Here is a 16,232-nt window from a genome sequence, read left to right on the forward strand (position 1 = left end):
ACCTGAAAAAGAGCCTGCGGCTATAGAACTTTCTTTGAAAGGATGGACGTTTGCAATACCTCAACTCTAAAAGTTTGTGCCCGACCTTATATAGAAAAATGAAATGATTAATGAGAAAAACAAAGTATTAAGACCCTTCAAAACCCAATAAAACATGAATTGGCGCACAGTTGCATAATCTTCGATTATCGAGACAGGGTCCTGGGGGGAGAACCTTACAGATCCTTCATTTACCGTTCGGATTGGGAGAACCCGAATGTGCTATTCTGCTAATGGGGACGGCGAGTAATTCAATAAAAAAGGATACTGAAAAATGGAATCGCCTGCGCTAAACCAATTTTTCAGTAACCTAATCCGATAGGACATATATACCTGCATCCGGTGGACGAATGCGATCCGTGACTATAAAACTGTATCCCTTTCTAGCTGGATAACAATCTTGTTCTATCCTCCAATCCTGTCCCAAATAAGGTGGATTAACGCCAAACGGTTCTCATGCCTCATGTCTATCTCCTAATACCCCACCCCTGTTCTCCTTGGTTGGCGAATAGCTGGCCAAGTTCCAGGTCTTCCACTTGCGTCGGCTGGCAAAACCCTTTTTTCTCTGTTCACCAGAGCAGGTTCTTCCGAAGCTTTATAGGTCAATACTGCAGTCAGGATCACATTGGAAATCAGGTCGTCAAAGACTATTTTATCGTATGTATCTAGGTTGGTATGCCAGGTGTTGCTGAAATACCCCCACGACAAAGAGCTAAGCATAAAACCTGGTACACCCGCAGCTACAAATGAGGCATGGTCCGAACCACCGCCACCTGGGGACCCTGGGAATTGTGTATTGATATCTTTTGTAATATGACTGGGAACGGCATCTAACCACCGTCCCATAAAGTCATAGGCATGTACAAAGCCTGAACCATTGATATTGGCTACACGACCTGTACCGTTATCTAGGTTGAAGACTGCCTGAGTTTTCTCGATTACCTCAGGGTTGTCCAGGACAAATGAACGAGATCCATTTAACCCTTGCTCCTCACTTCCCCATAATCCTACCAAGATCGTACGTTTAGGGTTAGGAAGGACTTTTTTCAAAACACGAGCGACTTCCATCATCGCAATTGTTCCGGTACCGTTATCTGTTGCACCAGAGCCACCCTCCCACGAATCCAGGTGTGCAGACAGGATAACATATTCATCAGGGAACTGAGACCCCTTGATCTCTGCGATGGTATTGAAAGATGGAACATTTCCTAAATGTTTAGATGAAGTCTCTACTTTAATCTTTGGTGCGTAGCCTTTTTCAGCCAAACGGTATAGGATACCGTAGTCCTCCAGGGAGATATCCAATGAAGGCGCTTTATGGGTCCTAGCTCCGAAAATCTTATTTGCACCAAATTCTGCCGACCAATAGCTGCTCAGTACACCTACCGCTCCAGCATCCTCGAGAACTGAAGGAATTGAGTTGGGAGCTAATCCTGTTGCCTTGATGCGTTCATTCCAAACGGAACCGATAGAATCTCTTTGCCTCTTCATTTTTGCATAAGATTCAGGCGTTGCGTATTCTTTCCAGTTGGCATCAGGCCTACCGGTTGGTTGTGGCATTGAAACCATTACGTATTTCCCCTTTACCTTAGGCAACCAGGCCCTGAAGGCGAGTGAATCTTTGATATCTGGAAAGGCAATGACCTCCGCTTCAATGGCTTTACCATTGGTGGTAGGGCTCCATGCTAATTGGGTTCCAGCTAACGTTTTCTGCCTGGGATGGGTCATATCGATATGCGAGATTCCGCGCTCCCATCCATGCCATTCACCAAATTGCTGGTTTTTTGCTGAGATCCCCCAGCGTTGAAAGGTTTTCAATGCCCATTCATTGGCATGGGTCATTTGAGGGGTACCAACTAATCTCGGCCCCACGACATCCAGCAGTTCAAAAGCTAATGTTTCTAGTTCTGAATTATTTGTTGCCTCATTTACGATCTGCTCAACTATTGGGTCAACGGATCTTGGGGTATTGGGTCCCATGCGCTGTGCTTGGGTTGGAGTATATGCAATCCCTGTTGAAAGTAATAAAAAGGCTAATTTCCTGAAACGGCAAATGGTCTGTTGTTTGAATTTCATAGTAAATGTTTAGTTATTAATTAGGTAAACCCTAAGGTCGGCAAAATTTGCCAAAAGCAAAAAAAGATAAGACCAATAAGTCTGGTAAAGGGAGTTTTTCTTTGCTCGCCCCGGTTGAGTTATGCAGGTTTTTCCATTTTTATGATGATTTGCCAAGCCTGTCGAACACAAAAAAAAGCCTGGGATTTGCCCAGGCCATCAAAATTCCATGTATTAATTAAAAAAATATTTTAGAGGCTTTAGGGGTTCCTGCCCTTAGATTATGATCTCCAGTCTTTGTATTGATTGATCAGTCCATTGGTCGAGGAGTCATGCGTTTCAACGGCTCCATCTCCCTCTAACTCAGGCAGGATCTGGTTTGCCAATTGCTTTCCAAGCTCCACACCCCATTGATCGAAACTAAAGATATTCCAGATAATCCCCTGCACAAAGATCTTATGTTCATAAAGTGCGATCAAGGCCCCTAAAGTCTTAGGCGTGATCTCTCTGATCAAGAATGAATTGGTAGGACGATTTCCTTCAAAGATTTTGAAAGGGGTCAATTCCTTGATTTCCGCTTCGGATTTACCTGCTTTTTCCAGTTCAGCGACTACCTCATCCTCTGATTTTCCATTCATCAGGGCCTCGGTCTGTGCAAAAAAGTTGGAAAGCAACATTTGGTGGTGATTACCCCGTGGATTATGGGAAATAGCGGGTGCAATGAAATCACAAGGGATCAGCTTGGTTCCCTGATGGATCAATTGATAAAAAGCATGCTGACCATTGGTACCCGGCTCTCCCCAAATGATAGGTCCGGTTTCATAATCAACTCGCTTGCCGTTGCGATCGATATATTTCCCATTGCTTTCCATATCTCCCTGTTGGAAATAAGCTGCAAATCGATGTAAATATTGGTCGTATGGAAGGATGGCACTGCTTTCAGCTTCGAAGAAGTTATTGTACCATATGCCCAATAGAGCCATGATGACCGGGATGTTCTCTTCAAATTCCGCATTCCTGAAATGCTCATCGGCTTCGTATGCTCCTGTCAAAAGTTCCTCGAACTTTTCAAAACCTATCGCTAAACAGATCGATAGTCCAATAGCGGACCATAAAGAGTATCTACCGCCTACCCAATCCCAGAATTCGAACATATTCTTGGTATCAATACCAAATGCTGATACGCCAGACTCGTTGGTACTCAAGGCTGCGAAGTGCTTGGCAACATCGGCCTCTTTTGCACCTGCCTTCAAGAACCATTCTTTGGCAGAATTTGCATTGGCCATTGTCTCCTGGGTAGTAAAGGTCTTTGATGCAATCAGGAATAAAGTCGTTTCAGGATCTAGTTCTTTTAGGGTCTCAGCAATCTGGGTTGCATCTACATTCGAAACAAAATGCATGTTCAATCTAGTCTTATATGCTTTAAGTCCCTCTGTGACCATCACTGGTCCAAGATCAGAACCACCGATTCCTATGTTCACCACATCCGTGATCCCTTTTCCCGAAAATCCTTTCCAGTCTCCTGAAATAACACGTCCGGAAAAGTCTTTCATCCTTTCCAAGACAGCTTGGATATCAGGCATTACATCCTTTCCTTCAGTAAGGACAGGCTTGCCGGATCTATTTCTCAATGCCGTATGCAATACCGCACGTTTTTCGGTTTCATTAATTTTCTCGCCGTTGAACATGGCTTCGATTGCATCTTTCAATTTGCACTCGCGCGCCAATTGGATCAACAATGCCATGGTTTCCTCATTTATGCGGTTTTTAGAATAATCCAACAGGATGTCGCCCAAATAGATGGAAAACTTATCGAAACGTTCAGGATCTTTAGCAAAAAGATCCTTAATGCTGGATTCGTTTATGGTTATGAAATGATCGGCTAAATATTTGAAGGCTTGGGTCGTTGTAAAATCAATTTTTGGTAACATATATCTTTACTTTTGTTCAAATATAAGGAATACAGCCTATTCTATCCTCAATTTTATTTTATCTTTGTTCTTATGACCAAAGAACAAATTCAAGACTTGAGGGACAGAATCACTTCCCTGAGGAGGCATCTTTGACATTGATGCCAAAAAGGAAGAGATAGAGCGTGAAACCCAAATCACGATGCAATCCGACTTTTGGGATGACCCAAAAGCCGCAGAAAAGGTCCTGCATTCCATTAAAAACCATAAAATCTGGACCGATCAGTTTGATCATGTCAATGCTGCAGTGGAAGATACAGGTGTTCTGTATGAATTCTTTCAAAGCGGTGATGCTAGCGAAAAGGAATTGGAAGACCAATACCAGATTGCACTGACAGAAATCGAAGAGCTGGAATTCAAGAACATGCTCAGTGCCGAAGAGGACCAATTGGATGCGATTCTGCAAATAACGGCTGGTGCCGGTGGTACCGAATCATGCGATTGGGCAGCGATGCTGATGAGGATGTATATCATGTGGGGCGAGAAACATGGCTGTAAGGTAACGGAGCAGGATTATCAAGAAGGTGATGTAGCCGGGATAAAGACAGTGACCTTACAGTTTTCTGGTAATTTTTCTTATGGCTATCTGAAAGGTGAAAATGGCGTACATCGCTTGGTTAGGATCTCTCCTTTCGACTCCAATGCCAAGAGACATACTTCGTTTGCATCGGTATATGTCTATCCGTTGGTGGATGACAATATAGAGATCGAAGTAAAGGACTCAGAAATCGATTGGGACACCTTCCGTTCGGGAGGAGCAGGAGGCCAGAACGTAAATAAGGTAGAAACTGCGGTGAGGCTGCACCATAAGCCTACCGGGATCATTATCAAGAACCAGGAGTCAAGATCGCAATTGCAGAACAAGGAAAATGCTATGCGCTTATTAAAGTCCCAATTGTATGAAATCGAAATGAGAAAGCGCCAAGAAGCAACCGCTGCAATCGAAGGTTCGAAGAAAAAAATTGAATGGGGTTCACAGATCCGCAACTATGTCCTCCATCCCTATAAATTGATCAAGGATTTAAGGACAAATACCGAAACCTCGAATACACAGGCAGTATTGGATGGGGATCTGGACGGATTCCTGAAATCGTACCTGATGGAATTCGGAGGTTAATGGAAACTTAGGAATTCAGGGACATTAGAAAGGGCTGGAATCATGATTCCAGCCCTTTCTAATATATATTTTCTTAGGAAATACTTTTAATTCAACCACTAAAAAGCATTTTTCCACATCATGCTTTCCACAGGGCGAATGGTTTTGTTATTGTATTTCGCATTTCCCTTACTGTTGTACATCGTCTCGATATCACCTTCCACCACAAAGTAGATCAATTGCCCGATCGGCATCCCAGCATATACGCGAACTGGCTGTGCAACGGAAATCTCCAGGGTCCAGGTATTGCAAAAACCAACATCACCTTTACCAGCAGTTGCATGGATATCGATACCCAAACGCCCAGTACTAGATTTCCCTTCCAAGAAAGGAACATGCCCATGGCTTTCTGTATACTCTATGGTTACCCCTAAATACAGTGTGCCTGGTTGAAGAACATAACCTTCAGCCGGAATCTCAAAGTGTTCGATTTCATTATGCTTCTTCGCATCCAGGACCTCATCCTTGTACCTTGCTAAATATTTTCCCAAATGGACATCGTATGAATTTGTTCCCAAACATTTCCTGTCGAAAGGTTCAATCACGATCATCCCCCTATCGATTTCTTCTAAAATTCTCTTATCTGATAATATCATATTCTGAAGCTAAACTACTGCTGATTAGCAGGATTCAAAAATACATTAAAAATAAATAAAAAACATATCTAAAGCTAAATACTAGTTGGTAAACGCTAAATTTGGCTATGTCACTAGCATATCTAAAAGAATTGGATGCGCACAGCCGCATAGCCCTGTGGAAAATTGAAGAAACGGAAGATGAATTGGTTGCCATGTTGCAACTTGACGAATCTGAACTGACAAAGCTCAGGAGCCTAGCAAAAGGGAAAAGGACCTTACATTGGTTGGCAACAAGAGCCCTTTTACGTTATTTGCTGCAAACTCCGGATTATATCAGCTGCCCCTCTGATTCAAATGGGAAACCCTATTTGCCAGACTTCCCATATGAAATTTCATTGACTCATTCCTATGATTATGCCGGCGTGATGCTGAGCTCTGCTGGCGTCTGTGGAATAGACCTTGAAATTGTAAAAGAAAAGGTGGTCAGGATAAAAAACAAGTTCCTAAAACCGGAAGAACTAGCGTTTATTGAAGGAGACCAAATGGTAAACCAATTATATGCCTGTTGGTGTGCCAAGGAAGCCCTCTACAAACTCCAGGGCAATAGGGGCGTTTCCTTCTACCATAACATGACGATTGAGCCTTTCCGCTATACCCAGCAAGGCGTCATGAAAGTCATACTCACCAAGGATGATTCGGTCCGGACCTTTGATGTGTTCTATGAAAGGTTTAACGAATATATGTTAGGGTATGTCGTTGAATAGGCCAGCCATATTCAGAGGGATGCACATAGGTCTAAATACTTAATTTAATACACTATGTCTGCCCATCCTGCAACAAATGCTGTTTTAAGGAAAGTCGTTTGTTTGATTTATAGATCCTAACAGCGATTAAGAAATATGCCAGTAACAATGGTCCGTAGACCAGACCGATCAATCCAAATAAAGGCAATCCGATAATCACACCGACCACTGTGATGATCGGATGTATATCCCCTAGTTTCTTGGCGATCACCAAGCGAAGTACATTATCGATATTGATCACTAAACCAAATCCCCAGGCAAGCAGCCCAATCCCCTGCCAGTTATGTCCGTCGGCCAACAATATGACCGCAGCAGGAACAAAAATCAACGGTGGTCCCAGTAATGGAATAAAGGAAAGGATAGCACAGATCACTCCCCAAAACAGCGGGTCCTTGGCACCGAAAATCCAAAAACCGATCGCCAAACATGCTCCCTGGATAATGGCAATGATCGTTTGTCCAATAATATTTGAATAGGTGATGTTTTTTAGCTCCTCCCCAAAAGTAACTGCATTCTCATCATCAAAAGGGAGGTAATGAACTATCCCGCCTTCGAATCCTTTATAATTCACAAACAAAAAATATAACAGGAAATACATCACCGCGATTTCCAGAAACACATTTGCAGCTCCGGTAAGCGCTGTGGTCAAAAGCCCCCCTAAATAGGTAGAACTGGCCTCAAGTTGCTTCTCGATGAGATCAGGTTGCCCTAATTTATCACCCACAAAATGATTGATGGCATCCATGATCTTCTTGACCCATTGCGGATTCTGTTGGAGCTCGATAGCTTTATCAAAAAGCATCTTCCCTATCCCCAAGAAGGGAAGGACGATGATAAAGATGGAAAGGATGATGATAAAAATGGAAGATACAGGCTTGGGCCAATGCCATTTCTCGATCAAGAAGATATTTAGGTTCCGAAATAGGGTATACATGACCATGGTCCCCAAAAAGGCACCGAATATCCCCGAGGTGGCATAAAGGATGATCCCTCCCAATACAATGACTATGATTAGGATGATTACATTACGTTCCTTCTGGGAAAAAACATCGTTGTTGCTCATAACTGATTTTAGAATAATAAAACAACGAACTATTGATTTGGTTCTGAATCCTGTTTAAATTCCCTGCAAACCTACCATGCTCCGGTCTCAGATAGCGGCTGGTCTTGTCAACGGACATTCGCCTATGCTAACCCAATTGGTTCAGTAAGAGGAATTTCAAGCAACACCAATTAGTTAACAAAAAGTAAGATAACAAAATTATTACATCAGAAGCGTAAACTTAAAGAAAGGCTTTTTAATATAATTTAATACCTTAGTAATCATTTGTTAACCATTTTTTAATTTAAAAAAAGAACCTTTGTACCAAAACCTATTTCTTGTTTATGAAAAAATCTCAAAGAACGATACAATCTGCTAGAATATAACAATCAATAAATACCATTATTACTCATGAAATTTACTTCGAAAACCATAGCGAGGTCCGCTTTTTTATTGCTCATATGCTTAGTTTGCACAACGCGAGCATTCAGTCAACAGCGAACGATCAACGGAAAGGTCAGAACAGCCGACAACGTTCCATTATCAAATGTATCTGTCCTCCTGAAAGGGACCAACATCGGTTCACAGACCAATGACGACGGACAGTTCCAAATAAGTGTCCCAAATGATGGTATCTTGATTTTCTCCATTATCGGTTACACGACCCAGGAGACCGACATAAAAGGAAAGGATTATCTCAACGTCATACTTGAACCGGACAACAAAGCCATCGATGAGGTGGTGGTAATGGGTTATTCCCAAGTGGAGAAACAGCACGTTGCGTCTTCGGTGGCAAGTCTGGATATGGAGTCGACCAAAACCAGGCCCATTTTCAAAATGGAAGAAGCATTTTCCGGAACCGTACCGGGGGTAACGATGCTCCAGGGGTCCAATATCCCAGGTGCTGTTCCAGGAACTATTTCCATTCGAGGTATCAGCACCCTGCAGAATGCAGATGCATTGGTCATTGTGGACGGAATGGAACAGTCTATCACTGACCTTGACCCTAACCAAATCAAGAGCATTACTGTCCTAAAGGATGCCGCTTCAACCTCCATGTACGGATCCAGAGGTGCAAATGGAGTGATCATAGTGGAGACGGAACGCGGCTATACCGGCAAATTCAAGGTTGACCTAAACGCTTGGGGCGCATTCAGCAACCCTATCGACCTACCGAACTGGGTAAATGCCGCGGAGTACATGAAGTTGAACAATGAGACCCGCGCACACCAAAACCAAACCTTGCTCTTTACCGATGAGGACATACGCAAGGCAGAATCAGGAGAAACAAGAAGTGTGAACTGGCTCGATGAGATCATGACGAGGAAACCTTTTGCAAACAACACCACAGCGAACATTTCTGGGGGTGGTGGTGTTGGAACATTCAACCTGATGCTGGGGCACATCGGGGAAAAAGGATTGAACGACATCGAAGGGACCGAAAAGTTCTCAGCGCGTTTCAACACAAACATCAACATCGCGGACAAATTCGTCCTGTTGGCGGATTTCTATGCCCATCGATTACAGGTCGATCGCCTGATGGCAAATGACAACGGCCACGGCCTTTACCAGATAGCCTGGAGAATGAACCCTACCCAGCAGATCTTTTATGGGGACACCGACATCCCAGAGCATTACATCCTTCATAACAACATGAACCCTTTGGCTTCCATTGCAAAAGGCGGAATCAAAAACTACCTGCACGACAGAAGTACAATCAACCTGAGGCCACGATATAACATCAATAAAAACCTGAACATCGAAGGTAATGTTTCCTACATGATCAATAAATCAGCTAATAAGGCAGAACGCAGGACCTTTAAGTTCTACGACGGGGACGGCGCACCAGTTACGATATGGAACAATTCGGTTACTGCGGAACAAGGTGTGAGCTCGAGCCAATTGACCGCGAGAGCTTTAGCGAATTACACCAAAGACCTACGCGATAATAAAGATAAGCTCTATTTGACCTTGGGAACGGAAATGATGAGCTATACTTACACCGACTATAGAGAAGAGAACAAAGCTTCATTCTTCGGAAAACTGAACTACTCTTTCGATAACCGCTATCTGATCGAATTGACAGGCCGTTCTGATGGGAGCAGCAAGTTCGCGCCGGGCAACAAATGGGGCTTCTTCCCTTCGGCGGCGATTGCCTGGAATATGCACAACGAGTCTTTCTTTAGCTCCTTGCGCGAAAGCGGCGCTATCAACAATCTGAAAATCCGTGCATCTTATGGATTGATCGGTAATGAGAACGTTGCTCCATACCTATGGCAAGAGATCGTAAACAACTGGGGGTGGACCATCCGAGTTCCCAATCCCGATTTCTCATGGGAGAAACAAAAACAATGGAACATCGGTATGGACTTGACTGCCTTGAACAATAGATTGTCGTTGACCGCTGAAGTATACGATAAATTCTCTTACGACTTAATTTACAACAACTTCCCTGTCCCTCCCCTTACTGGATCCAATACATTGGAATCTGCAGTCAATATCGGAGAGGTCCAGAACAAGGGTTGGGAACTATCCGCAAAATGGTCCGACAGGATTGGAAATTTGAAGTACAATGTCGGCGCAATGCTGTTCGACAATATCAATAAGGTGTTGAAAGCAGGCTACAACAAGGGTGATACTCTGATATTCAAGGGCGATAGTGATAAAATCTGGTACAATGGTGCTGCTATCGACAACTATTATGGTTTTGAGAGCAATGGTTACTTCCAGAATGCAACTGAGGTGGAAAATACAGAAGCTAAATTACCAAACACCCTTCCCGGTGACATCAGGTACAAGGACCAAAACGGCGACGGTATCATAAATGACCAGGACCGGATTTATTTAGGAGATCCTTTTCCTCACATGAATTACTCCATCAACCTTGGCCTAAACTATAAAAACTGGGATTTCTCGGTAATGGGACAAGGTGTCGGTAAAAGAAATGGAAGATTAGTCGGAATGGAAGGTTACCCTGTCTATGTGGATGGTGACAGCAATTCCTTGGGGACGCCCCGTAAGGAATATGCAGATAATCGCTGGACTGAATCCAATCCAAATGCCCGTTTTCCAAGGATATGGAGCGGAAATAGTTCAAATGCTTACCTAAGCGATGTCTGGCTGGGGGACGCTTCATATTTCAGGATCAAGATGATACAGTTGGGCTATACGTTCCCAGGAATAGGAAAGAGCATCAAGAACATCAGATTGTATGTCAATGCCCAGGATGCTTTCACCTTTACCAAATGGGAAGGCCTGGAACCGGAAAGAGGACTGGACAAATCCAAGACTGAAAACCAAGGTAATGGTGTGTACCCAAGAATGGCAACATACAGCTTTGGAGTTAGAGCAACCATTTTTTAACGAATGACTTTACTGAAATGAAAAAGACAATATTTGCATTAGCACTGATCAGCTCTTTGGGAACAACGAGCTGTGAGAAATTCCTAGATAAACGAGATCCTACAGCAACTAATTTCCAAGAGTTTTTCAATACTGAAGAAGATTTGAGAAGAGTGGTCTATAGCTCTTATAGAGATGTTTTCACTCATCCGACCGACAGAAGGCTTGTCTTCTATATGCTGGACGGAAGATCGGACAACGGCTATGCCCGCATCGAAACTGACCACCACGGCATTATGGCAAATGGGAATTACAACAGCAACTCAAGGGCCGCAGAGTACTATTGGACCCTGTTCAATAAACACGTTGGACGCCTAAATACCTTTATCGCGAACGTCGATATCCCTTATGTTGAAGATGAAAACGTGAGGCAAAAGTACAAAGGCGTCCTTGAGGGACTACGCGTATGGCATTACTTTAGAATTGTGTCCCATTGGGGAGATGTTCCGTTTGTCCTTGAACCGGCAAACCTTGAAACAGCCAAACAGCCATCTACTCCTAAAAAAGAGATCTTGGACAAACTGTTCCCCATGGCAGAGGAAATTGCCTCCAGGTTACCGGAGTCAGAGGGAACCACCAATGCCTACATGTTCAACAAATACTCATTCAAGGCAATCATCATGAGGTATGCGCTCTATTTTGAGCGATATGACCTAGCGGCTAAAATTGCGAAAGAAATCATGGACTCGGGCAGATACGACCTGCATGGCAACTATGGGGATATGTTTAGTTACAAGGCTGACAAAACAAACAAGGAATTCATCATCAAATTTGACATGGAGAGCCACGACAACTCTGCAACTGCATCCTTTGAACATTTAGGCCCTCATTACAGGACCGGAAAAGGCCAATCCTATATGGTCCCAACCAAATCTTTGGTTGATAGCTATTGGACCTTGCAAGGGCGTCCAATTGACCAATGTCCGCTTCATACCAGAGAAGAATATGAGCTTGACCCAAAATTGAACAGGGATCCTCGATATGGACAAAGTATTTTTGGCCACGGTGATAAGTTTTCGGGGGAGGTGATCGACATCTATAATGTGAACAGCCCAATGTACTATCAGCAACTTAGGGGCAGTAAATCTGGCTATTGGTTCAGGAAGTTCGTGGACGAAGCTGATGCCTTCAGGTCCGGTGGGAACATGACCTTCCCGCTGATAAGGTATGCAGAAGTGCTGTTGACCTATGCTGAAGCGAAGATTATGTCCGGAGGACCTGATGAACTAGCGAAGGATAACATCAATAAAATCCGCAAAAGAGCAGGATTGGACATGACGATCGCGGATGTAAAACTCACGGGCAAAACCCAGCAACAGTGGATTGACCTAATCCGCAATGAAAGAAGGATTGAATTTGCAGGAGAAGGTATACGGTATGATGATATTATACGCTGGAAGATCGCGGACAAAGTATTGAACCAACCTGCAATGGGCCATACAAGAAAGATCAATAACACCCTTCAGTCATTGAAGATCGAAGACCGGAGGTTTACAGACAATCAGTACTTGTGGCCTTTCCATGAGAGCTCACTCAAGGTAGAACCGAACCTGACACAAAATCCAGGATATTAAAAGAAGCTTTAGCCCGTCTGGTTTGGACGGGCTAACTTTTATTCAACCGGATGGTCAAAATTCCAGCGGATAGGTCTCAAAGGCGGGAATACAGCTTATTTACTTCGGAAAGTAATCCAGATTCGAGCTTATAAATAACATTTTGGGTGAATGGTTGCATGAGATATTTGAAGATCCGCACTGTACATTAATTTAAATCGAAACTCTTATAATCCATTTCAAACAAGTTAGTTTCTGGAGAAACCTTTCCCTTTGATGGACCTGAGATTGTACTGAATTCTTGAAGGCAAGTAAATCCTTGACCTGAAATTCTTTGACAATCCAGGGAAAACCTATCATTTCTGACAGACAATCGACTGATTATTCAGTCGGGAGCTAATCTAGGGACATTATATCCTCAAATACGCGTTAAGGAATGTCGAGAAAGGATATGCGCACAGGTAAGGCCAATTCACTTGAATTTCTGGACCAGTTGATAGCGGTTAGGAGGTCTCAGTTATTGGTTGCTTTGCGTTACAACGGCATCTATCGGCATGTCTATTTTGACCAGATTGTTTGGATCTTATTTAGCGCTACAATGAAGGCTTTGGCTTCCGATTTGCCCTGATATGCAAAACGATACGAGCAATCTAGGGATCGAATATAACTATGCCCTTGCTCCCACTGGACATGGCCGAATAATCCACATGAGAATCAAAGGCAATGTGCCTATATACCAGGTAAGACATTTCTCAGTCTATCTGAGACAACCGCAGCAAAACAGATTTTTTTGCCTTGGGGTACTTTTTCAATAGGGAATCAACAAAACAAACCGCTTTGTCCCTAGAATGGTTGCGAAGCACCCAAAATGCATGAGTGAAAACAAAATCCTCTATATCCAATTTTTTTTTCCGAAATATCGATGGTGATCTTTTCATAAAGTAAACGACAATCTCAAAAACAGAAGGTTTAATTGCGTACCAAAGATATTACACAATCTACCTAACGTACTTAAAGCCTTCGGAATGGAATCCTTGTTTATGCGCCAGGCAATGGTCAATCAATCATGCCCCATTGGTTTCACCGCTTTATTATGGATCCCTAAGCGTAAGGATGGTGCTGCCCATCGACCGATGGAGAGAGGACCTTTATCTTCTGTCCTGTCTCAACCGAACGAATTTTTGTGGGTCCGATATCCCCCTAGAAATAAGGACATCCCCTAAAAGACCATGGAAGGAATCTTTGGAGATTGAATTTCAATTTCCCTGCTGACCTTGCATTCAATTGCTGTAATTAATGCCATAACATATAAATTAAAAGTTGGTTGGGAAACTTCTGAAAGCAAAGCGACCGATTTTCCCTATTACCCGCAGAGACCATACGGAAACCCCGAGGTTATTCCAGGAGAGTTTCCAAGAGACCCAAAAAGGGCTCCAAGACCAGGCCCTCCGGGACCTTAGCCCCAACAATCCCATTCCCAAAAGGATCGTAAAGCCAGGGTGTGGGGGAAATTCCGGACCTCTGCATTGAGGCCGCTTGGATGCTTGGAGGGCAATGGGAAAAAAGGGGCTTGCGCCGACCAGCAAATTCGGAAATAATGCCCTGGGGAGTAATAAAATGTCCGGCACCATGCTACATAATGCCGGAAATCCCTGCCATTCTAGCTATAAGATGGAATCAGCCATCCACATCAGGATAAAGGACGAAAAGATAAGAGCATCCTCAACTAAGTATCCTGAAGATCTGTAATTTTCTTTATCCGGACCTTATTGTACTGTTGTAGAAAGATCGGGATTGCATTATATGTGAAATTGGCAGCTAAAATTGAGATCCCTGCGATACAAAATCCATGGAGAAAGGCAATGACAGTGGAAAGCAGGAAGAACACCATACATGTCCAATGGTAACGCTCATACATCGCGATCGTAGAAAGGTATCTTTTCGCATGGGCCTTTCCCCTACCTTGGGCAGGTCGATTTTCTTTCGTCATGGAATTCACGATATCCCCGTCCTGGACAAATTTCCTCATGAACCTTACACCGTACCTTTCATAAAATCCTGGATCCTCGCTCAAGACGGTCCTTTCTAGGACCCATGCCGGCACAAGGGCAAAAAGCATAGCTAAGCCAATTGCAATATACAGCCAGGATCCCTTTGCACCTACCAGGTACCAGAACCAAAATATGGGCGTAAAGCATACAAGCGTCCAGAAAAGATTAAATAACTGGTTCAGCATATGCCGCTGGTAACGGTGTCTTGTTTTGAGCATTGCTTGGTTTTTTGTTTAATCCACTATTTCAGGGCAACCGTTCTGTAAAAGAAAATCTGCGCCATTTTTCACTGGGCTGGAAAAGAGTTGCTTGATTATTTTCACCGAGCGAAGGACTCCTACCAACTGATCCCTCCCCGGATTTCGCTAGCCCGCATCAGATCCATTTCCGCTCTGATTAGGATTAATACCGATGGCACCCTACCCATGTGAAAACGTTTTGGGGAACTCTAGGAAAAATTCTGTCCCTTCATTCACGCGGCTTTCAAAATCAACGCGCCCCCCCATCCACTCTACAACGGTCTTAACTACCCATAAGCCGATTCCATTCGATTTTTCGCCATTTAGACCGGCCCTGCTCTGGTCATTGAACTTGTTGAATACCTGAGATTTCATGTCCTCGGGTATACCTATCCCCGTATCCCTGACGGATAGGCGGACTTTATCTCCAATATCAATGAGCGATACCGTTATCGTTCCGCCAGTGTGGGTAAACTTGAGAGAATTGGAAATAAGGTTGTTCAATACCTGGATCAGTTTATCCTCATCCATGTCCATGGTGATAGTGGGAAAATCTGAACTGAACACAAATGATACCCCTAGATGGCTCTCCATTCTGGCACATTGGTCCATGAAATCACGTACCATCGGCACCAGGTCCACCCTTTCCATATTAAGGGGAACCGACAAGGAGGTTATAAATTCCTTCTTTAGGAAACTCTTGATTAGCGACATGTTGCTCATACAGATGTCTCTTATTGCAGACAATGCGTTCTCCAGGCTGCCGGGGTCACCGTTGTTCATGTTCCCCATGGCTAAATCAGTAAGGTTCCTTAGGGTGGCGAAGGACCCTGCTATATCATGGCTCAATATATTGAGAATGGCATTTTTCTTTGCATTGTGGCTGAGTATGTTCTTCTGGAACTCGACCTCTCCGGTAAAGTCTTCGGCGAACCCTACGCACTCTGGCCTACCTGAAGTATCGACCTGGTACAAGGTAAGTCTCAGGTGCCTTAAATTTCCAGCTACAGAAAACCTGACTGCTCTCTTTTCAATGGGCTTCACCCTGATGTCCTTGATTTCCCTTAGGAGAGATTCCCTATCTTCTGGGTGTACATGGTCAAGGATCTCCGTTAGGTTCTCGGCAACCTTTTCAAATCCCATAAAAAATCTGAATGAATGGTTCATGTACCTTATCTCCCATTTGGAGGGATCGAACGAAAAAATCATCAGATAGACATTTTCCGAAAACGCCAGAAGAGGGTTTATAGTACCTGCCATTGCAATATTATTAAGGTTATCGATGTCAAAATCATTCTATAAGGCGGTTCCTCAAAAAGCATGTGGACCTCAAGGTTATTTCAC

Annotated in this window: 10 protein-coding genes; 4 read left to right on the forward strand and 6 right to left on the reverse strand. The window is 43.6% G+C overall.

The features are described 5' to 3' along the window. Positions 1 to 513: 513 nt before the first annotated feature. Both CKW03_RS18980 and pgi read right to left on the reverse strand, forming a co-directional pair. The gene (locus CKW03_RS18980; protein ID WP_197700957.1) at positions 514 to 2,115 is read right to left on the reverse strand and encodes a M20/M25/M40 family metallo-hydrolase; all 1,602 of its coding nucleotides are present in this window, start codon (positions 2,113 to 2,115) and stop codon (positions 514 to 516) included. A gap of 260 nt (positions 2,116 to 2,375) precedes the next feature. Beyond that, positions 2,376 to 4,025 carry a glucose-6-phosphate isomerase gene (pgi, locus tag CKW03_RS18985; RefSeq protein ID WP_093099535.1) on the reverse strand — a complete coding sequence of 550 codons (1,650 nt, stop codon included), beginning with the start codon at positions 4,023 to 4,025 and terminating at the stop codon, positions 2,376 to 2,378. Between the two features lie 72 nt (positions 4,026 to 4,097). Between pgi and prfB the strand changes: the two genes are divergently transcribed. Then, positions 4,098 to 5,181 (forward strand): peptide chain release factor 2 gene (gene prfB, locus CKW03_RS18990; protein WP_139185500.1). Its coding sequence is split into 2 segments (ribosomal slippage): positions 4,098 to 4,157 and positions 4,159 to 5,181, totalling 1,083 coding nucleotides; the frame shifts between segments, so codons are not numbered across the junction. Between the two features lie 98 nt (positions 5,182 to 5,279). On the opposite strand, the gene dcd is transcribed toward prfB, so the two are convergent. Further along, entirely contained in the window at positions 5,280 to 5,816 is a 537-nt protein-coding gene (gene dcd, locus CKW03_RS18995) for a dCTP deaminase (protein ID WP_093099536.1), read from the reverse strand. A gap of 107 nt (positions 5,817 to 5,923) precedes the next feature. Here dcd and CKW03_RS19000 point away from each other — a divergent pair, with 107 nt between their 5' ends. After that, positions 5,924 to 6,562 carry a 4'-phosphopantetheinyl transferase family protein gene (locus CKW03_RS19000; RefSeq protein ID WP_093099538.1) on the forward strand — a complete coding sequence of 213 codons (639 nt, stop codon included), beginning with the start codon at positions 5,924 to 5,926 and terminating at the stop codon, positions 6,560 to 6,562. Between the two features lie 52 nt (positions 6,563 to 6,614). On the opposite strand, the gene CKW03_RS19005 is transcribed toward CKW03_RS19000, so the two are convergent. Then, positions 6,615 to 7,664 (reverse strand): AI-2E family transporter, encoded by a 1,050-nt coding sequence (locus CKW03_RS19005; RefSeq protein WP_093099540.1) that lies wholly within the window; start codon positions 7,662 to 7,664, stop codon positions 6,615 to 6,617. A gap of 390 nt (positions 7,665 to 8,054) precedes the next feature. On the opposite strand from CKW03_RS19005, the gene CKW03_RS19010 reads away from it, so the two are divergent. Together CKW03_RS19010 and CKW03_RS19015 are read left to right on the forward strand one after the other, a co-directional pair. Next, positions 8,055 to 11,006 carry a SusC/RagA family TonB-linked outer membrane protein gene (locus CKW03_RS19010; protein ID WP_093099541.1) on the forward strand — a complete coding sequence of 984 codons (2,952 nt, stop codon included), beginning with the start codon at positions 8,055 to 8,057 and terminating at the stop codon, positions 11,004 to 11,006. 17 nt (positions 11,007 to 11,023) lie between these two features. Beyond that, positions 11,024 to 12,619 carry a RagB/SusD family nutrient uptake outer membrane protein gene (locus CKW03_RS19015; RefSeq protein WP_093099543.1) on the forward strand — a complete coding sequence of 532 codons (1,596 nt, stop codon included), beginning with the start codon at positions 11,024 to 11,026 and terminating at the stop codon, positions 12,617 to 12,619. Positions 12,620 to 14,324: 1,705 nt separating this feature from the next. Here CKW03_RS19015 and CKW03_RS19040 read toward each other — a convergent pair. Together CKW03_RS19040 and CKW03_RS19045 are read right to left on the reverse strand one after the other, a co-directional pair. Then, positions 14,325 to 14,867 (reverse strand): glycosyl-4,4'-diaponeurosporenoate acyltransferase CrtO family protein, encoded by a 543-nt coding sequence (locus CKW03_RS19040; protein ID WP_095067932.1) that lies wholly within the window; start codon positions 14,865 to 14,867, stop codon positions 14,325 to 14,327. A gap of 201 nt (positions 14,868 to 15,068) precedes the next feature. Beyond that, complete coding sequence (locus tag CKW03_RS19045; RefSeq protein ID WP_093099553.1) at positions 15,069 to 16,148, reverse strand: PAS domain-containing sensor histidine kinase; 1,080 nt, start codon at positions 16,146 to 16,148, stop codon at positions 15,069 to 15,071. Positions 16,149 to 16,232 lie beyond the last annotated feature (84 nt).

Origin of the sequence: Sphingobacterium mizutaii, from assembly GCF_900187125.1 — a bacterium.
GTDB classification, from domain to species: Bacteria; Bacteroidota; Bacteroidia; order Sphingobacteriales; family Sphingobacteriaceae; genus Sphingobacterium; species Sphingobacterium mizutaii.

Excerpts from the sequence above, each read along its gene's own strand:
- CKW03_RS18980 (WP_197700957.1), bottom strand. The coding sequence starts at position 2,115 with ATGAAATTCAAACAACAGACCATTTGCCGTTTCAGGAAATTAGCCTTT.
- pgi (WP_093099535.1), bottom strand. The coding sequence starts at position 4,025 with ATGTTACCAAAAATTGATTTTACAACGACCCAAGCCTTCAAATATTTA.
- dcd (WP_093099536.1), bottom strand. The coding sequence starts at position 5,816 with ATGATATTATCAGATAAGAGAATTTTAGAAGAAATCGATAGGGGGATG.
- CKW03_RS19000 (WP_093099538.1), top strand. The coding sequence starts at position 5,924 with ATGTCACTAGCATATCTAAAAGAATTGGATGCGCACAGCCGCATAGCC.
- CKW03_RS19005 (WP_093099540.1), bottom strand. The coding sequence starts at position 7,664 with ATGAGCAACAACGATGTTTTTTCCCAGAAGGAACGTAATGTAATCATC.
- CKW03_RS19010 (WP_093099541.1), top strand. The coding sequence starts at position 8,055 with ATGAAATTTACTTCGAAAACCATAGCGAGGTCCGCTTTTTTATTGCTC.
- CKW03_RS19015 (WP_093099543.1), top strand. The coding sequence starts at position 11,024 with ATGAAAAAGACAATATTTGCATTAGCACTGATCAGCTCTTTGGGAACA.
- CKW03_RS19040 (WP_095067932.1), bottom strand. The coding sequence starts at position 14,867 with ATGCTCAAAACAAGACACCGTTACCAGCGGCATATGCTGAACCAGTTA.
- CKW03_RS19045 (WP_093099553.1), bottom strand. The coding sequence starts at position 16,148 with ATGGCAGGTACTATAAACCCTCTTCTGGCGTTTTCGGAAAATGTCTAT.